This window comes from Cellulosimicrobium sp. MI9406, from assembly GCF_040595865.1.
Taxonomy (GTDB): Bacteria; Actinomycetota; Actinomycetes; order Actinomycetales; family Cellulomonadaceae; genus Cellulosimicrobium; species Cellulosimicrobium funkei.
Window position 1 is genome coordinate 243,735 of record NZ_JALIZI010000003.1, and the last position, 21,131, is coordinate 264,865.

Sequence of the window (21,131 nt, forward strand, 5' to 3'; positions counted from 1 at the left end):
ACCAGGGCTCTACCTCGCGCGACCGGGGCTCTACCTCGTGGGGAGTCCTGCCCGACGGCGGTGGCGCACCTCCGCGAGGACCGTCGCCAGGCGGACGGGGAAGTCGTCGGGCGTGCCGGGCGGCAGCGCGTCCACCGGGAACCACGCGACGTCCTCGCTCTCGTCGCTGACGACCGTGCGCGCGTCCGGGTCGGCGAACGCGACGAACCCGACGTCCCAGTGCGTGCGGCAGGTGCCGAACGCCGCGGCGAGGTCGTGCCGGTGCACATCGACCGGGGCGGACGGCGCGGCGTCGGCCCCGACCACGGACTCCGCACCCGGCTCGGGGTCCGCGTCGAGCGGGACGCCCGGCTCGGGGTCCGGGTCGAACGGGACGAGGTCCTCGATGCCGCTCTCCTCGCGCGCCTCGCGGTAGGCGGCACCGGCGAGCGTCGTGTCCTCCGGCTCGGTGTGGCCGCCCACCTGGACCCAGAACCGGCCCTTGCGGTGGAAGCACAGGAGCACGCGGTCGAGACCGGGGCTGAGCACGAAGCAGCTCGCCGTGAGGTGCTGCGGACCGCCGTCGCGCCGCACCGCCTCGGCGCGCGGGCCGGCGTCGCCGCGGACGAACGCGCGGTACTCCGCCGCGAGCGCCTCCTGACGGGGATCCACGGGCTCCCACCGGTCGAGGCGGTCGAGGGCGTCGCGGGCGAGCAGGGCGGCGGGGTCCGGAGCGGTCACCGGGGAAGGCTACGCGCCCCACCCGACGCCCCGCCTCGGGGCTCGCGCCGGACGCTGCGACAATGGTGTCCCGTGAGCGACCCTCAGCACGACGCCGACGGCGGTCCCACCGACGCCGCCACCCGGACCGACCCGGTGCCGACCGGACCCGCCGGGGACCCGGCGCTGTTCGACCTCCCGCCCGGGTCGCGCGAGGTCCCGACGCGGATCGTGCTGCTCACCGGGGCGTCGGGCTCGGGCAAGACGTCGCTCACCCGCCGGCTCGGGCTCCCGGTCGTCGCGCTCGACGACTTCTACCTCGACCACGACCACCCCGACCTGCCGGAGCGCTTCGGCATCGTGGACTGGGACGACCCCCGCTCGTGGGACGCCGAGGGCGCGGTCGCGGCGCTCGTCGACCTCGCGCGCACGGGCCACGCCGACGTGCCGGTCTACGACATCCCGACGTCGCGCCGCACCGGCACGACCCACGTCGACGTCACGGGCTCGCGCGTCGTCCTGGCGGAGGGCATCTTCGCGGCAGAGATCGTCGCGGCCTGCCGCGCGCAGGACGTGCTGGCCGACGCGATCTGCCTCTACCGACCGCGCCTCGTGACGTTCTGGTTCCGCCTCCTGCGCGACCTCGCCGAGATGCGCAAGCCGCCGCTCACCCTGTTCCGGCGCGGGTGGGCGCTGCTGCGCGCCGAGCCCGCGCTCGTGCGGCACTGGGAGTCGCTCGGCTGCCGCGCGCTCACCCCCGCGCAGGCCGAGAAGGAGATCCGCGCACTGCTGCGGCCCGCCTCGGCGTAGGCGTCACCCCGGCGGGGCGGCGACCTCGATCGTCGCGACCGACGGCCCGCCGCACTCCGAGTCGGCACCGTCCGCGCTCTCCCACGTCGGGTCGATCTCGCGCTCGACGACGACGTCGCCCGAGGCGACCTCGACGACACGGACGACGACCGTGCCGACCGGACCGTTCAGCGCCGACCCGGTCCACTCGCCGACGGACGGTGCGTCCTGCGCCCCTTCGCTCTGCTCGGGCGAGGTCTCGACGGCCTGGGGCGGGACGGGGTCGACCGGGTTGGCCGGGTCGACCGGATCGACCGGGATCGTCGTGGGGGCCGGCTCGGGCCCGGGCCGGAGCGTACCGTCGCGCACGAGCGCGCAGGGGTCGGCGCCGACGCAGGCCACCGTGACGCCGTACGCGTCGCGGTCCGGCCAGGAGTCGTCGAGCCGGACCTCCAGGCGCGCCGAGTAGCCGACCGCCGGGCACGCGGTGACCAGACCTCCCGGACCGCTGCACGCCGAGAGCGCGGCGACGAGCAGCGCACCGGCCAGGCCGTGCGCGCGCCGTCGCGCTCGTGCGGTGCTCACCGACGTCCCCTCTCGCGGCCCGCCCGCCCGTCGGGCCCTCGTCCACTCTGTGTCACGGACGGCCCGCGCCTTGCACCACGGCGCACGTTCCCCCTCGACGAGCCTGCCGAGACGTGAGAAGTGGCCCCTGACCCGCGCGTCGCGGGGGCCACTTCTCACGTCTCGGCGGGGAGCGTCCCGACGACGATCGTCGCGCCGATGTCGTCGTCCCGGACGACGCGCGCGACCAGCCCGGCGCGGCCGAGCACCGCGACGGCGCCCGCTGCCTGGCGCTCGCCGGACTCGGTGAGCAGGTGGCCGCCGGGGGCGAGCCAGGCGGGCGCCTCGGTCGCGACGCAGCGCAGCACGTCCAGCCCGTCGCCGCCGCCGTCGAGGGCGACGTGCGCCTCGTGGTCGCGTGCCTCACGCGGCAGCAGCGGGATCTCGGTCGTCGGGACGTACGGCACGTTGGCGAGGAGGAGGTCGACCCGCCCGCGCAGACCGGCGGGCAGAGGGTCGAAGAGGTCGCCCTCGTACGTGGCGCCGCCGACGGCCGCGACGTTCCGCGCCGCGCACGCGACCGCGGCCGGGTCCACGTCGCTCGCGTGCAGCGCGACGGTCTCGTCGCCACCGAGGCCCACCGCGGTCGCGAGCCCCAGCGCGCCGACGCCGCAGCAGAGGTCGACGACGACCGTCCGGCCGTCTGGGCCACCCTCCGGACGACCGCCGGGGCCGCTGCCCGGGCCGCCGTCGGACAGGGGCGCCAGGCGCCCGGCCCGCCGCCCGAGCGCGACCGCCTCGTCGACGAGCAGCGTGGTGCGCTGGCGCGGCACGAACACCCCGGGGTCCACGGCGACCCGCAGCCCGTGGAAGTCGACGTACCCGAGGACGTGCTCGAGCGGCTCGCCCGCGACCCGGCGCGCGACGAGGTCCTCGAGGTGCGCGTCGTCGTCGGCCCGCTCGGCGAGGAGCGCGGCCTCGTCCTCCGCGAAGACGCACCCGGCGGCGCGCAGGCGGGCGGTGAGGTCGTCGAGCCGGCTCTGGTCCACGCTCCGGACGGTACTCCGGGTCGCGGCCGCCCGGGGACCGCCGACCGGCCGGCGATCGACCCGCGCGCCCGAGGTCAGCCCGCGCCCGGGGTCGACCCGCGCGCCCCGGACCGACCCGCAGAGGGTCGACCTCACGACGCCCGGGTCGATCCGCGCGACGGTGACCGTCAGTCGCGCAGGAGCGGGAGGAGCCGGGAGCCCTGGCGCTCGATCTCGCGCAGGTACGGGGTGTCGGACAGGACGAAGTGCGTCACGCCGAGGTCCTCGTAGCGCCGCAGCGACTTCGCGACGTCCTCCGCGGAACCGACGAGCCACGTCGTGCCCGCTCCCCCGCCGCCGAACCGGCCCGGGGCGGTCCACAGGTTGTCGTCGAGCACCTCGCCCCGCTCGGCCAGGTCGAGCAGGCGCTGCTGCCCGACGGCGGTGCTCCGCCCCCGGTCCCGGGCCGACCACGCCTCGCGCTCCGGCGACCGGGCCGCGAGCTGCGCGACCTTCGCCTCGGCGTCGGCCCACGCCTCCTCCGTCGTGTCCCGCACGAACGTCGTGACGCGCAGCCCGAACTCGAGCGGTGCGTGCTCACGGCCGAGCTCGGCGCTCAGCCGCCTCAGCCGGTCGATGCGCTCCGCGATCCCGTCGAGCGGCTCGCCCCAGAAGAGCTGCACGTCGGCCTCGGTCGCCGCGACGCGCTCCGCCGCCTCCGAGGCGCCGCCGAAGTAGATCCGCGGGTGGGCGCGGTCGCCGCGGACGACCGGCCGCGGCCCCAGCGACGAGCGCGTCACCGAGAAGTGCTCGCCCGCGTACGTGACCTCCTCCTGCGTCCACAGCCTGCGGACGATCTGCAGGAACTCGCGCGTGCGGGCGTAGCGGTGCGCCGGGTCGGCCTCGCCGTCGCCGTACGCCTCCTGCCCGTCGGTGCCGGACACGACGTTGACGCGCAGCCGGCCCCCGCTGAGGTGGTCGAGGGTCGCGGCGGCGGACGCGAAGTGCGCCGGCCGCCAGAACCCGGGCCGGATCGCGACGAGCGGCTCGAACGTCGTGGTGCGGGCGGCGAGCGCCGTCGCGACCGTGAACGTGTCGGGACGCCCCCAGCTCGTCCCGAGCAGCGCGCCCGCGAACCCGTGGCGCTCCAGGGCGTGCGCGTGGCTCGTCAGGGTGTCGAGGCTGTTGTGGTCCTCGGTGGTGTCGTCGCCGCGGTGCCCGGGCCGCACCTGGTTCGGGATGTACCAGAGGTGCTCCGCGCTCATGCGAAGGCCCCCTCGACGACTCGTGCCCCGCCGTCGGACGACGTCCCGGCGGGGGCCGCGTCCGTGTAGCGGTTCGCGGGCCGTTCGAGCCCGTAGTGCTCGCGCAGCGTCCGGCCCTCGTACTCGGTGCGGAACAGGCCGCGCTCGCGCAGCACGGGCAGCACGTGCTCGACGAACTGCTCGAGCCCCGACGGCAGGACCGCGGGCATGATGTTGAAACCGTCGGCGGCCTCGGCGTCGTACCAGTCCTGGATCGCGTCGGCGACCTGCTCGGGCGTGCCGGCGAACGTGCGGTGGCCCCGCCCGCCGCCGAGGCGCCCGATGAGCTGGCGCACCGTGAGCCGCTCGCGGCGCGCGAGCTCGACGATCAGCGTGTACCGGCTCTTGGCCCCCTCGATCTCGTCCTCGGTGGGCAGGCCGTCGGGCAGCTCGCGGTCGAGCGGCAGGTCCTCGGGCGCGAGGCGCAGCGTCTTCGCGAGCTGGGCGCGCGCGTACTCGGGGACGATGAGCTCGTCGAGCTCGCGCTCCCGCGCGAGCGCCTCCGCCTCCGTGGACCCGATGACGGGGACGATGCCGGGCAGGATCTTCACCGTGCCCGGGTCCCGCCCGACGGCGACCGCCCGGGCCTTGAGGTCGGAGTAGAACGCCTGGGCGTCGGCGAGCGTCTGGTGCGCGGTGAACACGGCCTCGGCGTACCGCGAGGCGAGGTCCTTGCCGTCCTCGGACGACCCGGCCTGCACGATGAGCGGGCGCGCCTGCGGCGAGCGTGGCGTCGTGAGCGCGCCGTGCACGGAGAAGTGGGTGCCGACGTGCGCGGGCCCGTGGATCTTGGCCGGGTCCGCCCAGACGCCCGCGGCCTTGTCGGCGAGCACGGCGTCGTCCTCCCACGAGTCCCAGAGCCGGAACGCGACGTCGAGGAACTCGGCCGCGCGCTCGTACCGCACGGCGTGCGCCGGCTGGTCGTCGAGGCCGAAGTTGCGCGCGATCTCCGGCCCGGCCGTCGTGACGACGTTCCACCCGGCGCGGCCGCCCGAGACGTGGTCGATCGACGCGAAGCGTCGCGCGAGGTTGTAGGGCGAGTTGTACGTCGTCGACGCCGTCGCGATGAGGCCGATGCGCTCGGTCACGGTCGCGATCGCCGTCAGGACGATGAGCGGGTCGAGCGAGCCCGCCGGGCGGCGCCCGACGTCGGACCGCAGCCCGGGGCCGTCCGCGAAGAAGATCGAGTCGAGCTTCCCCGCCTCCGCGACCTGCGCGAGGCGCTGCAGGTGCGCGATGTTGGTCGAGGTCCACGACGGGTCGCTCTCGGGCAGGCGCCACGACGCCTCGTGGTGGCCCGTGCTCATGAGGAACCCGTTGAGGTGCAGGCGGCCGGGGCGGTGGCCCGAGGAGGCGTGGCGGGTCATGCGGCGGTGTCCTTCCGGTCGGGGTTGGTCGGGGCGTCGCGGACGACGCCGAGCGCGTCGAGGAGCTCGGTGCGGAGCCGGGCGAAGCGGGGGTCGGCGGGGTCGCGGGCCTCGGTGGGGCCGTAGCTCCGGTCGATGCGGCGCTCGGCCGCGATCCGCCCCTCGTCGAGCACGACGACGCGGTCCGCGAGCACGATCGCCTCGTCCACGTCGTGCGTGACGAGCAGGACCGCGGGGCGGTGCCGCGCGCACAGGTCGCGCAGCAGGGCGTGCATCCGGATGCGCGTCAGGGCGTCGAGCGCGCCGAACGGCTCGTCGGCGAGCAGGAGCCGCGGCGAGCGCACGAGCGAGCGGGCGAGCGACACGCGCTGCTGCTCGCCGCCCGAGAGCTCGTTCGGCCACGCGCGCTCGCGCCCGGCCAGGCCGACCTCCGCGAGGCTCGCGCGGCCGGCGTCCCGCGCGGCGCTCCGCCCGCGCGCCCCGGCGTCGAGACCGAGCACCACGTTGTCCAGCACGCGCGCCCACGGGAGGAGCCGCGAGTCCTGGAAGACGACGGACACCTGGTCCGGCACGACGACCTCGCCCGAGCCCGCGACCCCGTGGTCGAGCGCGGCGAGCGCGCGCAGGAGCGTGCTCTTGCCCGAGCCGGACCGGCCCAGGATCGCGACGAACTCGCCGTCGTCCACGGTGAGGTCGAGGTGGTCGAGGATGCGCTGCTCCCCGTACGACCGGACGAGCGAGCGGACCCGCACGGCCGCGCCCGGCGCCGTCGGGCGGGCCTCCTGCGCGGTCAGTCCTCCAGCGTGCGCCGCCACGAGAGCACCCTCCTCTGCAGGAGGCGGACGGCGAGGTCCGCGGAGTAGCCCAGCACGCCGTAGACCACGAGGCCGACGAGGATGATCTCCGTCTGCCCGTACGTCCGGGCGAGCTCCATCATGTAGCCGATCCCGGCCGTCGCGTTGACCTGCTCGACGACGACGAGCGCGAGCATCGACCCCGTGACCGCGAACCGCAGCCCGAGGAAGAACCCGGGCAGCGCGCCCGGCAGGATGACGCGGCGCACGAACTGCCGCCGCGAGAGCTGCACCGTCTCGGCGAGCTCGACGTAACGGCTGTCGATCGCGCGCAGGCCGTTGTGCGTGTGCAGGTAGATGGGGATGAAGACGCCGAGCGCGATGGTGATGACCTTCATCTCCTCGCCGATGCCGAACCACAGGATGAGCAGCGGCAGGAGCGCGAGGTTGGGGATGGCGCGCTTGACCTGGATCGGGCCGTCGAGCACCGCGTCGCCCACCCGGCTCAGCCCGGCGGCCAGCGCGAGCACGACTCCCGCGACGATGCCGGCCGCGAGCCCGAGCGCGGCGCGCGTCAGGGAGACGCCGAGGTGCGCCCCGAGCTTGCCGTTCGCGACGAGCTCCGCGCCCGTGGAGACGACCGTCCACGGCGCGGACAGCACGCGCGGGTCGACGAGCCCCGTCGCGGACCCCACCGACCAGACGACCGCGAGGAGCGTGACCCCGACGAGCGCCGCGAGCGGGACCGGCCGGCCGAGCCCGAGGCGCGTGCCGCGCGGTCGCACGTCCGCCGGGGTCGACGGCGCGGCGTCGTCCCGCGGGACCGCGACGTCGACCCGCTCGACGACCGCGGCGCTCACTGCGCGCCCCCGTCCCGCGCCGCAGCCGCCGCCTCGCCCGCGACCGGGCCGAAGCGCACGTCGAACAGGTCCGCCGCGTCGAGCGGGTGCTCGTCGAGCTCCGCCGCGAGCAGGTCGACCGTCGCCTGCGTGCGCTCGATGCCGTCGGTGAGGTCGGACGGGACGTCCGGGACCGGCGCGTGGTCGACGAGGTACTGCGCGTCCTCCTCGCTGAGCCCCTGGTCCTCGATGTAGTAGCCCTGCTTCCACTCCTCGGGGTGCTCCGCGACCCAGATCTTCGCGGCCGCCCACGCGGCGACGTACTCGCGCAGCGCCGCCGCCCTGGCCGGGTCGCGCACGACCTCGGTCGGGCCGTAGAGGTGCGACGCGTCGTCGCGCAGGTGGTGCTGGACCGACGTCGCGCCGTCGGCCTCGTACGTCGCGAGGTACCGGAAGAGCTGCGTGCCGCCGAGCGGCGCGACGTCGACCTCGCCCGCGGCGAGGGCCGTCGAGTACACGTCGCCCGTGCTCGGGAGCTCGACGAGCTCGACGTCGTCCTGCGTGAGCCCGGCCTCCTCCAGCGCCTTGAGGACGATCGCCCCCTGCGCCTGGCCCGGGCTGAACGCGATGCGGTGACCGCGGAAGTCCTCGAGGGAGTCGAGCTCGACCCCCGGCGCCCCCGCGAACTCGTAGACCGGCGCGTCCTCCCAGTTCTCCCGGTAGACGGACGCGTAGACCTGCACGTCCAGACCCGTCCACGTCGCGTGGATCGGCGGGATCTCCGCGACGGCGCCGACGTCGAGCGACCCGGCCCGGAACGCCTCCGTCGTCGCCGGGCCGCCCGAGATGTTGGCCCACTCGATCTCGAACGAGAAGTCGCTGTCCAGGTCGTCGCCCGCGAGCTCGAACGCCTTCTGCGTGGTCGGGTCGCCGACCCGCAGGACGGTGCCCTCCGGCACCTCGGTGGGCAGCTCGGCGTCCGGGGCGAGCGTGCCGCCGTCGGCCGGGTCACCGCCCCCGGACGCCTCGGCGGTGCTGCACGCACCGGAGGCGAGGAGCGCGACGAGACCGAGGGCGACGGCCGTCGCCCTGCGGCGGCCGGGCGGTGCGGACGGACGGAGCGGGGAAGCAGGCATGACGGGTCCTCTCAGGGAGAGCGCACGGGGAGGCACGAGGCGCGCGGGTGCCGTGCGCGGGAGGGTGGTGGGACGGCCCGACGGCGGCCCGGGGCGGCCGTCGGTCAGTGCGTCGGGGTGCTCAGCGGCACGCGGTCGGACGACACGCGGCCCGACGGCGCAGTCGCGCACGCAGGGCGCGACGACACGCGAGTCCGGGCACGTGCCCGGCGTCGGTGGCGGGGAGGGCGACGAGGCCCCCCGGTGTCGTCGGCATGCGGGCGACTGTGCCAGCGTGCGCACGCCCCGCAAAGGGCGGTCGACCCCTGTCCCACGACGAGGACGGACGTAACGCCGTGCAACGGCCCCTCGCCCGCCGACCAGGTGGTCCGTGTCGGCCGAGCAGGCGATGGTGGTGCGTCGGTCGCCCGGGACGCGCCACGACCACCTGCTCGGCGGGCGAGGGGCGCCGGGACGACGACGGGCCCCGACCCTCCCGGAGGAGGATCGGGGCCCGTGTGTCAGGCGTTCAGGAGTGCGTCACTCCGCGCCGGCCTGCAGCTCGCCCGTCGGGGGCAGGTCGCGGACCGAGACGCCGGTGGGGGCGTCGAGCGCGGCGGCCGCGCCCACGCTCACCGGGCCGCGGTCGTGCTCGCCCTTCGAGACACCCCGGAAGGTGAACTCTCCGAGCAGGCCCTCGCCCTCGGCGTCGACCAGGACGATCTCGCCGGCCTTGAGCTCGCCGAACAGGATCTTCTCGGAGAGCACGTCCTCGATGTCGCGCTGGATCGCGCGGCGCAGCGGACGAGCACCCAGGACCGGGTCGTAGCCCTTCTCGGCGAGGAGCTGCTTCGCGGGCTGCGTGAGCTCGATGCCCATGTCCTTGTCCCGCAGGCGGGCGTCGAGACGGGCGATCATCAGGTCGACGATCTGGATGATCTCGGCCTGCGAGAGCTGCGGGAAGACCACCACGTCGTCGACGCGGTTGAGGAACTCCGGCCGGAAGTGCTGCTTGAGCTCGTCGTTGACCTTCGCCTTCATGCGCTCGTAGGACGTGACCAGGTCGCCGCCGGCGTTGAAGCCGGTCTGGACGCCCTTGGCGATGTCCCGCGTGCCGAGGTTGGTCGTCATGATGATGACGGTGTTCTTGAAGTCCACGACGCGGCCCTGCGAGTCGGTCAGGCGACCGTCCTCGAGGATCTGCAGGAGGGAGTTGAAGATGTCCGCGTGGGCCTTCTCCACCTCGTCGAACAGGACGACCGAGAACGGCTTGCGCCGCACCTTCTCGGTGAGCTGGCCACCCTCGTCGTACCCGACGTAGCCGGGGGGCGAGCCGAACAGCCGCGAGACGGTGTGCTTCTCGGAGAACTCCGACATGTCGAGCTGGATGAGCGCGTCCTCGTCCCCGAAGAGGAACTCGGCGAGCGCCTTGGCCAGCTCCGTCTTCCCGACGCCCGTGGGGCCGGCGAAGATGAACGACCCACCGGGGCGCTTCGGGTCCTTGAGGCCTGCACGCGTCCGGCGGATGGCCTGCGAGAGCGCCTTGATCGCGGCCTCCTGGCCGACGACGCGCTTGTGCAGCTCGTCCTCCATGTTGAGCAGGCGGCTGGACTCCTCCTCGGTGAGCTTGAAGACCGGGATGCCCGTGGCCATGGCCAGGACCTCGGCGATCAGCTCCTCGTCCACCTCCGCGACGGTGTCCAGGTCACCGGACTTCCACGCCTTCTCCTTGTCGGCGCGCTTCGCGGTGAGCTGCTTCTCCTTGTCGCGCAGGCCGGCGGCCTTCTCGAAGTCCTGCGCGTCGATCGCAGACTCCTTCTCGCGGCGCGCCTCGGCGATCTCCTCGTCGAGCTCCTTGAGCTCCGGCGGGGCCGTCATGCGGCGGATGCGCAGGCGCGCGCCCGCCTCGTCGATGAGGTCGATCGCCTTGTCCGGGAGGAACCGGTCGTTGATGTACCGGTCCGCGAGCGTGGCCGCGGAGACCAGCGCGGAGTCCGTGATGGACACGCGGTGGTGCGCCTCGTAGCGGTCGCGCAGGCCCTTGAGGATCTCGATGGCGTGCGGGAGCGACGGCTCGGCGACCTGGATGGGCTGGAAGCGACGCTCCAGGGCCGGGTCCTTCTCGACGTGCTTGCGGTACTCGTCGAGCGTCGTCGCGCCGATGGTCTGCAGCTCGCCGCGCGCGAGCATCGGCTTGAGGATGCTGGCGGCGTCGATCGCGCCCTCGGCGGCACCCGCCCCGACGAGGGTGTGGATCTCGTCGATGAACAGGATGATGTCGCCGCGCGTGCGGATCTCCTTGAGCACCTTCTTCAGGCGCTCCTCGAAGTCGCCGCGGTAGCGCGAGCCGGCCACGAGCGCGCCGAGGTCGAGCGTGTAGAGCTGCTTGTCCTTGAGCGTCTCGGGGACGTCCCCGCGGACGATGTCCTGGGCGAGGCCCTCGACGACGGCCGTCTTGCCGACGCCGGGCTCGCCGATGAGGACGGGGTTGTTCTTGGTGCGGCGGCTCAGCACCTGCATGACGCGCTCGATCTCGAGGCTGCGCCCGATGACCGGGTCGAGCTTGCCCTCGCGCGCGGCCTGGGTGAGGTTGCGCCCGAACTGGTCGAGCACGGCCGAGCCGGACGGCTGGCCCTCGGTGGGACCGCCGGCGGCGACCGGCTCCTTGCCCTGGTAGCCGGACAGGAGCTGGATGACCTGCTGGCGCACCTTGTTGAGGTCGGCGCCCATCTTCGTCAGGACCTGGGCGGCGACGCCCTCGCCCTCGCGGATGAGGCCGAGCAGGATGTGCTCGGTGCCGATGTAGTTGTGGCCGAGCTGGAGCGCCTCGCGCAGCGACAGCTCGAGCACCTTCTTGGCGCGCGGCGTGAACGGGATGTGCCCGCTCGGCGCCTGCTGGCCCTCGCCGATGATCTCGGTCACCTGGGTGCGGACGCCGTCGAGGGAGATCCCGAGGGACTCCAGCGCCTTGGCCGCGACACCCTCGCCCTCGTGGATGAGGCCGAGGAGGATGTGCTCGGTGCCGATGTAGTTGTGGTTGAGCATCCGCGCCTCTTCCTGGGCGAGGACGACGACCCGACGGGCTCGGTCTGTGAATCTCTCGAACATGTGCTGCTCCTCGTGAGCGGCGTACACCTGCCCGCCGGACGACGGGTACAAGCCTGACCGCATTGACTCTATGCGGTTCGAACGAGCCGCACCCCCTCCGTATGCCGTTGTTCGCCAGGGGCGTGAAAGAGGGGTCGCGCCGTGACCTGCCGGGCGGTCGCGGGTGCACGACGGCGGAGATCACCCGGCCCGACACGCGCCGGGGGCGTTGACCGCGGCCCGCGCCACGGGCAGGCTCGGGAGTGCGCCCCGCACGACGTCCAGAAGGGTGGCGAGAGCGATGCACCAACCGGACCAGCCGCCGGAGGACACCCCCGCACCGGACGCGGACGAGCGAGAGGCACGCCCCGCGGGCTCGGCCGCGTCGTGGGAGCAGGTGGTCGCGCGGTTCCACGGCGCCGTCGCGGAGGTCGACGACCCGCTCACCTGGGGTCTCGACCTCGACGAGGAGACGCTCACGGGTGCCGGCCACGGCGCGCACGACCCGGCCGAGGAGCGCTTCCTGCGCTCCTACGTGTCGTTCACGGGCGAGACGCTCGACGTCGAGACGCTGCGGGTGCGGGCCGCGCACGACGAGCAGGCCGAGGACATCGCCCGCACCGCGCTCAGCGGGGCGCTCGCCGCGCCCCTGCACTCCGACACCCCCGGCGACGACGACTTCCTCGACTCCTACCAGGAGTACCGCGCCGCGATGCGCGCGATCGTCGAGGAGGTGGACGTCGCGCCCGTCGTGCGCACCACGTTCCGGGTCGACGGCGAGACCCGCCCCTGCCTGTACGTCACCGTGCGGGAGCACGCCGCGGCGTACGTGCCGGTCGAGGACCGGGCGCTGGTCGTCTCGGGCCCGGCGGACCTGCTCGCGCGGGTCGACGTCGTCACCCGCCCCCTGCGCAACATCCTCCAGGACGAGCCCGACCCGCGGTTCTGACCGGCTCCGCGCGCCGCGCCGCGGGACTCTCGTCCACCACCTCGGGACGCCCGTCCCGGGCGCGGCGCGGCCCCGCGGCCTAGGGTCGAGTCAGCACCGGCGCCGCCGACGGCGTCGGGGACAGCACGCCGACGGCGCACGCGGTCGGCCGACCGGGCGGAGGTGGCGAGATGCGCGGCGTGATCGTCGGTGTCGACGGGTCGGAGGAGTCGGGCGGCGCGCTCGACTGGGCGCTGCGCGAGGCGGCGGACCGGGCGGTGCCCCTGACGGCGGTGCTCGCGTTCGAGTCGCGGCAGGGGCCGGGCGACGGCCCCGACGCGGCGGCCGAGGAGAAGCGGGCGCTCGTCCAGGAGTGGCTCGACGCCGCGCGCGCCCGCACGGGGATCGGCCCGGACGCGGTCACCGCGACGGCCGTCGCCGAGCGCGGCAGCCCCGCGGCCGTCCTGCTCGCCCTCGCCCAGCCGCGCGTCGCGCAGGCAGCCCAGGACGACGTGCGGCCCGACGCCGCCGACGGCGACGACGCCGACCTGCTCGTCCTCGGCCGCTGCGGCCGGGGTCGCCTCGGTCGGATGGTCCTCGGGTCGGTGCCGACCGCCGTCGTGCAGCACGCGACCGTCCCCGTGACCGTGGTGCGCGGGACGCCCGACGTGCGCCACGACCACGCGCGGCCCGTCGTCGTCGGGGTCGACGGGTCGTCGACGTCGGTCCAGGCGCTGCGGCACGGCGCCGACGTCGCGCGGCGCACGGGCGCGACGCTCGAGGCCCTGTTCTGCTGGCAGATCGTCTCGCTCGCGCCCCTGCCCGACTCGTGGGGATGGACGCCGCCCATCGACGACTACGAGAAGTTCGCCGCCCAGAAGCTCGACGCCGCGCTCGAGGCGGCGGGGGTCGACCTGCCCGACGACCGCCTCGTGCGCAGCGTGCAGCACGTGCACGCCGCGAAGGGGGTCATCGAGGCGTCGTCGCGCGCGGAGCGGCTCGTGCTCGGCAACCGCGGCGTCGGCGGGTTCGACCGGCTGCTCCTGGGCTCGGTGAGCCGGCACGCGGTCGAGTACGCGCACTGCCCGGTCACGGTCGTGCGGCCCGCGGACGCGACGCACCCCTCGGGCGCGCACGACGCCTGAGGTCACCCGCGGCGCGCGGCCGACCCCCGGAACGCGAACACGAGGACGCGCACGGCGAGCACGGTCCCGACGAACCCGAGCGCCGCACCGAGGACGGCGAACAGGCGCAGACCCTCGACGAGCTCGGGGCCGGAGTCCGCGGAGACCAGCACGACCGCCGCGACGACGGCCGCGGCAGCGATGACGGTGGACACGACCTGCTGCACGAGGCCGGTGAGGAACGCGCGGTCCTCGGGGTGCGCGAACGAGCGGACGTTGACGGTGAGCCGCCCGGCCTCGACGTCGCTCGTGATCTTCGCGAGCCGGCGCGGGAGCCGTTCCAGCTCGGGCGCGAGGCCGAGGAACAGGCTCGTCGCCCGCTCGCGCAGGCCCTCCGGCGTCACGACGCGCCGCACGAGCGGCTGCGCGGTCGCGCGGGCTCCGGCGACGAGGTCGAACCCGGGGTCGAGCAGGCGCAGCGTGCCCTCCAGCGACGTGAACGTGCGGAACGCGGCGGCGACCTGCGACGGGACGGCGAGGCCCGCGTCGGTGACGAGCCGGAACAGCGCGGTGAACATCGCGCCGCTCGCGCCGGCGCCGCGGAACCGCACGATCACCTGCCCGACGGCGCGCTCCAGGCGGCGCACGTCGAGGTCGACCGGGGCGTCGAGCAGCTCCAGGAGGGCGTCGGTCGCGGCGACGGCGTCGTCGGCGTCGACCGCGAGCAGCACCGCCGCGAGCGCGAGCCGGTCGGGCTCGCCGAGCCGGCCGACGGAGCCCATGTCGAGCAGGCCGAGGCGGCCGTCGGCGGTGACGAGCACGTTGCCGGGGTGGAGGTCGGCGTGGAAGGTGCCCGCGACCAGCACCTGCTCGAGCGTCGCGGTGAGGAGCCGCGAGGCGAGGTCGGCGCGCACGGCGTCGTCGAGGCCCGCGAGCACGTCCGCGGCGCGGCCGAGGGGAACGCCGTCGAGCCGTTCCATGACGAGCAGCGTCGTCCCGGAGAGCTCGGGGTAGACGTCGGGGACCCGGACGCGCGGGCCCGTGCCCGGGTCGGCGTCGTCGTCGGGGCGCCGGTCCCCCGCCGCTCCCCGCGCGAGCGCAGCCCGCAGCGCGAGCGTGTTCTCCAGCTCGACCGTGTAGTCGAGCTCCTCGCGCAGCGACGCGGCGAAGCCGTCGGCGAGGTCGACGACGCCGAGCGAGCGGCCCCACGCGGTGTCGCGCTCGATGCGGCGCGCGAGCCGCCCGAGGATCGCGAGATCCGTCTCGACCTGGGCACGGGCGCCCGGGCGCTGCACCTTGACGACGACGTCGCGCCCGTCGAGCAGGCGGGCCGCGTGGACCTGGCCCACGGACGCCGAGGCGAGGGGCTCCGGCGAGAAGCCGGCGAACGCCTCGTCGACCGGGCGCCCGAGCGCGCCCGCGACGGCCGCCTCCACCTGCGACCAGGGCGCGGGCGGGACCTCGCTCTGGAGCGTGGCGAGCGCGTCGGCGAACGCGGCGGGGACCAGGTCCCGGCGCGTGGACAGCACCTGGCCGAACTTCACGAAGGTCACGCCGGCGTCGCTGAGGGCGTCGCGCAGCGCGGCGGCCTGGCGCCGCTGGTCGGTGCGCGACAGGCGCGAACCGTCCGGCTGCCGCGCCCCGCGCGTGAGCGCCCCGCCGAGGCCGTGCCGGACGCCGATCCCCAGGATCTGGGCGTAGCGCCGCGTCTCGCGGCGGCCCTGGCGCAGCCCCCGGAGCGCGCGCCACGGCCCCGGGACGGAGCCCGTCGGGACGAGGAGCTCGAGCACGAGGAGCACGCACAGCCCGAGCACGAACGCCCACGCGAACGCGAGCACGACGGCGACGAGCGCGACGCCCGGTGCGACGGTGAGCGTCCCGTCCGGGCGCGACCAGCCGGCGTCGAGCAGGCCGCCCGTGAGCACCCAGGACGCGACCGACAGCATCGCGAGGGCCACGACCGCCGAGCGGATCCAGCCGACCGGCGCCCCCATGACGCGCCGCGCCGTCGCGGCGAGGAGCAGCAGCATGCCGACGGTGAAGACGAGGCCGAACAGACCGACGAGGAGACCGGAGACCACCTGCATGGCGGCCACTCTTCCGGACCGCACGGCAGACCACCAGCACGCGCCACCGGCGCGCCCCGCCCGTCCGAGCGGGTCGCGGCGACCAGCGCCGCACGGCCGCGGCACGGGCGGCAGCGACGTCCGCGGCGCGGCATGATGGAGCTCCCCGACAGGCCGGAGCCCCGATGACGAACGTCGACCTCCTCACGGAAGCCCACCTCACGACCGCCCGCACCGCGCCGAACGGTCGCAGCGCCGAGGTCGTGCTGCACGACGGCCCGCTGCGCCAGACGATCCTCGCGCTGCGCGCGGGCGTCGAGCTCGGGGAGCACAACTCCCCGCCCGCGGCGTCGATCCAGGTGCTGCGCGGGCGGGTCCGGGTCACGGCGCTCGGCGAGGGCGACGTCGAGCTGGGCGAGGGCGAGCTGCGCGTGCTCACGCACGAGCGGCACGCGGTGAGCGCGATCGAGGACGCGGCGTTCCTCCTGACGACCGTGACGAGCGTCCCGGGCAGCTGAGCGCCTGCTCCTGCGAACCGCCCGCACGGCTGCCAGGGTGGTGCGGATGAGAGCCTCGACAACGACGACCGTCCTCGCCGCGAGCGCCCTGGTCCTCGCGGCCTGCACCGCGACCCCCGGCGACGCCCCGGGCACCCCGGAACCGTCGGCCCCGGCCCCCTCGACCTCTGCCGCGACCCCGGCACCCGGCGATCCCGCCCCGGCGCTCCCGACGGACGCGCCCGCCGACGTCCTCCTCCCCGCGGGCGCGTGGGGCGGCGAGGGAGCACGCGACGAGGCGGAGGGGGTCGCGGACTGGCACCTTCCGGAGGCGTGCGCCGACGGCGGCCCCGCGGACGCCACGGCGATGCGCACAGCGACCGAGGGCGACGGTGCGGCCGAGGGCACCGTGGGGGTCCACCAGGTCGCGGTGTTCGCCGACGCCGACGCCGCCACCGCCGAGGCCGCACGGCTCGCGGACCTGCTCGCCGCGTGCGCGGCGCAGGGCGGCGCGGAGGGCACGACGTACACGGCCGAGCCGCTCGACGTCGGCGCCCAGGGCAGCGGCCTGGCCACCGACTACTACGGGTCGGGCGGGAGCGGGGACCTGGACACGGCGCTCGGGACCTACCTGGCGACCACGCGCCGCGGTGCCGCGGTCACGCTCGTCGCGCTCGACGGCGGGGAGAGCACCGTGGGCGCGGCCCGCGAGACGGTCGCGGAGCAGGCCCGCGCCGCGTGGGAGCTGCTGTGCCGCTACGAGCAGGCGGGCTGCTGACCGACGGCCCTTCCGCCCGGGAGACTCACTCCCGGGACGTCGCGCCCCGGGTCGCCGTGGCGGGCGCTCAGACCCGGACGGCCCAGGCGGCGAGGGCCAGCGCCGTGACGTCCTCCGCGACGGCGCCGGGCCAGTCGGGCCGCTCGCCGACGGCGAGGCGTCGCCACGCCGCACCGCCCCACGTCCCGACGGCCCCGCCCGCGGCTCCCGCGGCGGCGGCGAGGACCAGCCCGACCGGACCGGTCCGGTGCCGGGCGACGAGCACCCCGCCGACCGCGCCGCTCGCGACGCGGACGACGGGGCCGGGCGGCGCGAGCCGGCTCGGCGTCTGCGGCAGCTTGTCGCCGACGACCTCGCCGACGACGCCGAGGATCGCCGCGCCGCGCGCGAGCGGCCCCGGTCCGTGGCCCGACCGGCCCGACCCGCCGGGCCGCACGAGGCCGGCCAGCACGGGCGCCGCGACCCCGAGGCTGCTGCGCGAGCCCGCGGCGACGCCGAGCGCGAGGGCCCGGGCGAGCACCGCCGTCGTGCCGCGCGGCGCGGCTGCGTGCTGGGACGTCATGAGGTCCTCCTGCGGCGTGGTGGGGCCCGGTCGACCGGGCTCTTCCGAACGTAACCGCTCCCGGGGCGGCCCACCCGGCGACGAGGCGCCCCCGCTAGCCTGTTCCCGTGCCCGGACCCACCCTGAGCGAGGTCGCTCGCGACGCCGGCGTCTCCCTCGCGACCGCGTCCCGCGCGATCAACGGGAGCGCGAACCGCACGGTGCGCCCGGACCTGCGGGAGCGGGTCCTCGCGTCCGCGCGTCGGCTCGGGTACTCCCCCGACCCGAGCGCGCAGGCCATGGCCCGCGGCCGCACGACGAGCGTCGGTCTCGTCGTGCACGACATCGCGGACCCATACTTCTCCTCGCTCGCGGCGGGTGTCGCGGAGGCCGCCGACCACGACGGGCTCATCGTCACGCTGACGAGCACCCGGCACTCCCCCGAGCGCGAGCGCGCGTTCGTCGAGCTCATGGACCGCCAGCGGGCGCGGGCGGTCGTGCTGGGCGGCGGCCGGCTCGCCGACGACGCCGACGGCGCGCTGCGGCACGCGCTGGAGCGGTACCGCGCGTCGGGGGGCGGCGTCTCGCTCGTCGGGCAGCCGCTCGGCGACCTGCCCGCGGTGGAGATCGCGAACGCCGACGGCGCGGCCGCCCTCGCGCGCGCCCTGCACGGGCTGGGCTACCGCGCGTTCGGCGTGCTGGCCGGGCCGGCGAGCCACCGCACCGCCGTGGACCGCGCGCAGGGGTTCACCACCGCGCTCGCCGCGCTGGGGTCCCCGGTCCCGCCGGACGCGGTCGCCGAGTGCGCGTTCACACGCGACGGCGGCCACGGCGGGATGCGCGACCTGCTCGCCCGGGTGGGTGCCGCCGGGCCCGACGGCGCACCGCGCGCCGTCTTCGCGGTGAACGACGTCATGGCCGTCGGCGCGATGGCAGCCGCGCGCGAGGCGGGGCTGCGCGTCCCGGAGGACGTCGCGGTGGCCGGCTTCGACGACATCGTGACGCTGCGCGACGTCACGCCGGGCCTGACGACGGTCCGCATCCCGCTGACCGAGGTCGGCGAGCAGGCGCTGCGCCTCGCGCTCGCCCCGGACGACGACGCACCCCGGCGCGTGGCGGTCGCGTGCACGGTCGTGCTGCGGGAGTCCACCCCCGCGCTCTGACGCAGGACCCTCCCCGTCGCGTCGCTCCCGAACGGTTGACGGATCAGCACCACCGGGGCATGATCGGGAGGAGGAGATACCCCCTAGGGGTATCAGCGGCCGAGAGGAGACACGGTGGACCACCGCACGGAGCACGGCCCCGGGCGCCGGACCGGCGCGGACGGCGAGCACGGGCACCACGAGGCGCACGCGCACCCCGAGGCGCACGGGCACCCCGGCGCGGCGGCGACCACCGCCGTCGACCCCGCGACGCACGACCCGGCCGGGAACGAGGGTCACGACATGGCCGGGCACGGCACGGCGGGCCACGCCGGGCACGACATGGCCGGGCACGGTGGGCACGGGGGGCACGGCGACCACGTCGGGCAGTTCCGCCGCCTGTTCTGGATCATGCTCGTCCTCGCGGTCCCCACGGTCGCGCTGAACGCCATGTTCGCGATGCTCCTGGGCTACGACCTGCCCGACGCCGCGTGGGTGCCCTGGGTCTCCCCCGTCCTCGGCACGGTGATCTACGCCTGGGGCGGGCGCCCGTTCCTCACCGGTGCGGTGAGCGAGCTGCGGAGCCGCAAGCCCGGGATGATGACGCTCATCTCGCTCGCCATCACGGTCGCGTTCGTGTCGTCGCTGGGAGCGAGCCTGGGCCTGCTCGCGCACGAGCTCGACGTCTGGTGGGAGCTCGCGCTCCTCGTCGTCATCATGCTGCTCGGCCACTGGCTCGAGATGCGCTCGCTCGCGCAGACCGCGTCCGCGCTCGACTCGCTCGCCGCGCTGCTCCCGGACGAGGCGGAGCGGGTCGCCGAGGACGGGACCGTGACGACCGTCGCGCCGACGGACCTGCGCGTGGGCGACCTGGTCGTCGTCCGGCCGGGAGGGCGCGTGCCCGCGGACGGCGAGGTCGCGTCCGGGTCCGCGGACGTCGACGAGTCGATGATCACCGGCGAGTCGCGCCCCGTGCGCCGCACCGTCGGGGACGCCGTCGTCGCGGGGACCGTCGCGACGGACGACGCGCTGCGCGTGCGGATCACGGCCGTCGGCGAGGACACCGCGCTCGCGGGCATCGAGCGGCTCGTCGCGGACGCGCAGGCGTCGTCGACGAAGACCCAGCGCCTCGCGGACCGCGCCGCCGGGTGGCTGTTCTGGTACGCGCTCGGCGCCGCTGCCCTGACGATCGGCCTGTGGCTCGTCTTCGGCACGCCCGAGCAGGCGCTGATCCGGGCGATCACCGTCCTCGTCATCGCGTGCCCCCACGCGCTGGGCCTCGCGATCCCGCTCGTCGTCTCGCTGTCGACGGAGCGCGCAGCGAAGGCGGGCGTCCTCGTCAAGGACCGCCTGGCGCTCGAGCGCATGCGCACCGTGGACACCGTCCTGTTCGACAAGACCGGGACGCTCACCGCGGGCGAGCCGGTCGTCGTGCACCTCGCGACGGCGGGCGGCACGTCCGAGGCCGCGCTGCTCGCGCTCGCCGCGGCGGCCGAGGCGGACAGCCAGCATCCGCTCGCCCGCGCGATCGTGCGGGCGGCCGAGGAGCGGGGCGACGACGTCCCCCGCGCCACCGACTTCCGGTCGCTCACGGCCGTCGGCGTCGAGGCGACCGTCCCGACCCCCGACGGCGCGCGCCGCGTCGCGGTCGGCGGGCCGGCACTCCTGCGCGAGCGCGGGCTCGCCCCCCTGCCCGACGCCGCGGCGTGGGCCGAGGACGGGTCGACCGTCCTGCACGTGGTCGTCGCGAGCGACGACGGCACCGGCACCGCGTCGGACGCGCGGTCCGGCGAGGTCGTGGGCGCGTTCGCCCTGGCGGACGCGATCCGTCCCGAGTCGCGCGAGGCCGTCGACGCGCTGCACCGGCGCGGCATCCGGGTCGTCATGATCACCGGCGACGCCGAGCCCGTCGCCCGCGCGGTCGGGCGCGAGCTCGGCATCGACCAGGTCTTCGCGGGCGTCCGCCCCGAGGACAAGGACGCGAAGGTCGCCGAGCTGCAGCACGGCGGGCGCGTCGTCGCGATGGTCGGCGACGGCGTCAACGACGCCCCGGCGCTCGCCCAGGCGGACGTCGGCATCGCGATCGGCGCGGGCACCGACGTCGCGATCGCGTCCGCCGGGGTGATCCTCGCGAGCTCCGACCCGCGGGCGGTGCTGTCGATCATCGAGCTGTCGCACGCGTCGTACCGCAAGATGCAGCAGAACCTGTGGTGGGCCGCGGGCTACAACATCGCGGCCGTGCCCCTCGCCGCGGGCGTGCTCGCGCCCGTCGGGTTCGTCATGCCGATGGCGGTGGGCGCGATCCTCATGTCCGCGTCGACGGTCATCGTCGCGCTCAACGCGCAGCTGCTGCGCCGCACCGACCTCGACCCGGCCCGGCTCGCGTCGCGGTGACCGTGTCCGCGACGCCCCCTCGACCACGAGGTCGCTGTCGTCCTGCCGCGCAGGACGACAGCAACCTCGTGGTCG

The 21,131-nt window shown here is 75.7% G+C and carries 18 protein-coding genes; 7 read left to right on the forward strand and 11 right to left on the reverse strand.

What is annotated here, in order from left to right; all coding sequences use genetic code 11:
• Positions 1–30 precede the first annotated feature (30 nt).
• The gene (locus MT994_RS06695) at positions 31–720 is read right to left on the reverse strand and encodes an NUDIX domain-containing protein (protein ID WP_354805638.1); all 690 of its coding nucleotides are present in this window, start codon (positions 718–720) and stop codon (positions 31–33) included.
• A gap of 72 nt (positions 721–792) precedes the next feature.
• Here MT994_RS06695 and MT994_RS06700 point away from each other — a divergent pair, with 72 nt between their 5' ends.
• On the forward strand, positions 793–1,509 hold the full coding sequence (locus MT994_RS06700; protein WP_354805639.1) for an ATP-binding protein: 717 nt from the start codon (positions 793–795) through the stop codon (positions 1,507–1,509).
• A 3-nt stretch (positions 1,510–1,512) separates the two neighbouring features.
• Here MT994_RS06700 and MT994_RS06705 read toward each other — a convergent pair whose 3' ends face one another.
• From MT994_RS06705 to MT994_RS06740, 8 genes are all read right to left on the reverse strand, one after another.
• Positions 1,513–2,073 carry a hypothetical protein gene (locus tag MT994_RS06705; RefSeq protein ID WP_354805640.1) on the reverse strand — a complete coding sequence of 187 codons (561 nt, stop codon included), beginning with the start codon at positions 2,071–2,073 and terminating at the stop codon, positions 1,513–1,515.
• A 155-nt stretch (positions 2,074–2,228) separates the two neighbouring features.
• Positions 2,229–3,101 (reverse strand): methyltransferase, encoded by an 873-nt coding sequence (locus tag MT994_RS06710; RefSeq protein WP_354805641.1) that lies wholly within the window; start codon positions 3,099–3,101, stop codon positions 2,229–2,231.
• A gap of 167 nt (positions 3,102–3,268) precedes the next feature.
• Complete coding sequence (locus tag MT994_RS06715; RefSeq protein ID WP_354805642.1) at positions 3,269–4,345, reverse strand: LLM class flavin-dependent oxidoreductase; 1,077 nt, start codon at positions 4,343–4,345, stop codon at positions 3,269–3,271.
• Complete coding sequence (locus MT994_RS06720; RefSeq protein ID WP_354805643.1) at positions 4,342–5,751, reverse strand: LLM class flavin-dependent oxidoreductase; 1,410 nt, start codon at positions 5,749–5,751, stop codon at positions 4,342–4,344. Before MT994_RS06720 ends, MT994_RS06715 begins: the two co-directional genes overlap by 4 nt.
• Positions 5,748–6,566, reverse strand: a complete 819-nt coding sequence (locus MT994_RS06725; RefSeq protein WP_354805645.1) for an ABC transporter ATP-binding protein — start codon at positions 6,564–6,566, stop codon at positions 5,748–5,750. Before MT994_RS06725 ends, MT994_RS06720 begins: the two co-directional genes overlap by 4 nt.
• On the reverse strand, positions 6,542–7,405 hold the full coding sequence (locus MT994_RS06730; protein WP_354805647.1) for an ABC transporter permease: 864 nt from the start codon (positions 7,403–7,405) through the stop codon (positions 6,542–6,544). The genes MT994_RS06725 and MT994_RS06730 overlap by 25 nt, the downstream gene beginning before the upstream one ends.
• Positions 7,402–8,520 (reverse strand): ABC transporter substrate-binding protein, encoded by a 1,119-nt coding sequence (locus MT994_RS06735; protein WP_354805649.1) that lies wholly within the window; start codon positions 8,518–8,520, stop codon positions 7,402–7,404. The genes MT994_RS06730 and MT994_RS06735 overlap by 4 nt, the downstream gene beginning before the upstream one ends.
• Positions 8,521–9,039: 519 nt before the next feature.
• Positions 9,040–11,607 (reverse strand): ATP-dependent Clp protease ATP-binding subunit, encoded by a 2,568-nt coding sequence (locus tag MT994_RS06740; RefSeq protein WP_031315080.1) that lies wholly within the window; start codon positions 11,605–11,607, stop codon positions 9,040–9,042.
• A 280-nt stretch (positions 11,608–11,887) separates the two neighbouring features.
• Between MT994_RS06740 and MT994_RS06745 the strand changes: the two genes are divergently transcribed.
• Together MT994_RS06745 and MT994_RS06750 are read left to right on the forward strand one after the other, a co-directional pair.
• On the forward strand, positions 11,888–12,535 hold the full coding sequence (locus MT994_RS06745) for a hypothetical protein (RefSeq protein ID WP_354805650.1): 648 nt from the start codon (positions 11,888–11,890) through the stop codon (positions 12,533–12,535).
• A 170-nt stretch (positions 12,536–12,705) separates the two neighbouring features.
• Positions 12,706–13,659, forward strand: a complete 954-nt coding sequence (locus MT994_RS06750; protein ID WP_194522051.1) for a universal stress protein — start codon at positions 12,706–12,708, stop codon at positions 13,657–13,659.
• A 2-nt stretch (positions 13,660–13,661) separates the two neighbouring features.
• Here the strand turns inward: MT994_RS06750 and MT994_RS06755 are convergent, their stop codons facing one another.
• Complete coding sequence (locus MT994_RS06755; protein ID WP_354805652.1) at positions 13,662–15,725, reverse strand: AarF/UbiB family protein; 2,064 nt, start codon at positions 15,723–15,725, stop codon at positions 13,662–13,664.
• 164 nt (positions 15,726–15,889) lie between these two features.
• Between MT994_RS06755 and MT994_RS06760 the strand changes: the two genes are divergently transcribed.
• Both MT994_RS06760 and MT994_RS06765 read left to right on the forward strand, forming a co-directional pair.
• Positions 15,890–16,222 carry a cupin gene (locus MT994_RS06760; protein ID WP_085386519.1) on the forward strand — a complete coding sequence of 111 codons (333 nt, stop codon included), beginning with the start codon at positions 15,890–15,892 and terminating at the stop codon, positions 16,220–16,222.
• Positions 16,223–16,268: 46 nt separating this feature from the next.
• Complete coding sequence (locus MT994_RS06765; protein WP_354805653.1) at positions 16,269–16,979, forward strand: hypothetical protein; 711 nt, start codon at positions 16,269–16,271, stop codon at positions 16,977–16,979.
• A gap of 67 nt (positions 16,980–17,046) precedes the next feature.
• Here MT994_RS06765 and MT994_RS06770 read toward each other — a convergent pair whose 3' ends face one another.
• A complete protein-coding gene (locus tag MT994_RS06770) occupies positions 17,047–17,541 on the reverse strand; it encodes a hypothetical protein (RefSeq protein ID WP_354805654.1) in 495 nt (164 codons plus the stop codon).
• A 107-nt stretch (positions 17,542–17,648) separates the two neighbouring features.
• Between MT994_RS06770 and MT994_RS06775 the strand changes: the two genes are divergently transcribed.
• Positions 17,649–18,683, forward strand: coding sequence for a LacI family DNA-binding transcriptional regulator (locus tag MT994_RS06775; protein ID WP_354805655.1), 1,035 nt, complete (start codon positions 17,649–17,651; stop codon positions 18,681–18,683).
• A gap of 282 nt (positions 18,684–18,965) precedes the next feature.
• Positions 18,966–21,056, forward strand: a complete 2,091-nt coding sequence (locus MT994_RS06780) for a heavy metal translocating P-type ATPase (protein ID WP_354805848.1) — start codon at positions 18,966–18,968, stop codon at positions 21,054–21,056.
• Positions 21,057–21,131: the final 75 nt, after the last annotated feature.

Bases quoted from the DNA above. Each gene is read 5' to 3' on its own strand.
- MT994_RS06715 (WP_354805642.1), bottom strand. From the start codon at position 4,345: ATGAGCGCGGAGCACCTCTGGTACATCCCGAACCAGGTGCGGCCCGGG.
- MT994_RS06720 (WP_354805643.1), bottom strand. From the start codon at position 5,751: ATGACCCGCCACGCCTCCTCGGGCCACCGCCCCGGCCGCCTGCACCTC.
- MT994_RS06735 (WP_354805649.1), bottom strand. From the start codon at position 8,520: ATGCCTGCTTCCCCGCTCCGTCCGTCCGCACCGCCCGGCCGCCGCAGG.
- MT994_RS06740 (WP_031315080.1), bottom strand. From the start codon at position 11,607: ATGTTCGAGAGATTCACAGACCGAGCCCGTCGGGTCGTCGTCCTCGCC.
- MT994_RS06745 (WP_354805650.1), top strand. From the start codon at position 11,888: ATGCACCAACCGGACCAGCCGCCGGAGGACACCCCCGCACCGGACGCG.
- MT994_RS06750 (WP_194522051.1), top strand. From the start codon at position 12,706: ATGCGCGGCGTGATCGTCGGTGTCGACGGGTCGGAGGAGTCGGGCGGC.
- MT994_RS06755 (WP_354805652.1), bottom strand. From the start codon at position 15,725: ATGCAGGTGGTCTCCGGTCTCCTCGTCGGTCTGTTCGGCCTCGTCTTC.
- MT994_RS06760 (WP_085386519.1), top strand. From the start codon at position 15,890: ATGACGAACGTCGACCTCCTCACGGAAGCCCACCTCACGACCGCCCGC.
- MT994_RS06765 (WP_354805653.1), top strand. From the start codon at position 16,269: ATGAGAGCCTCGACAACGACGACCGTCCTCGCCGCGAGCGCCCTGGTC.
- MT994_RS06770 (WP_354805654.1), bottom strand. From the start codon at position 17,541: ATGACGTCCCAGCACGCAGCCGCGCCGCGCGGCACGACGGCGGTGCTC.
- MT994_RS06780 (WP_354805848.1), top strand. From the start codon at position 18,966: ATGGCCGGGCACGGCACGGCGGGCCACGCCGGGCACGACATGGCCGGG.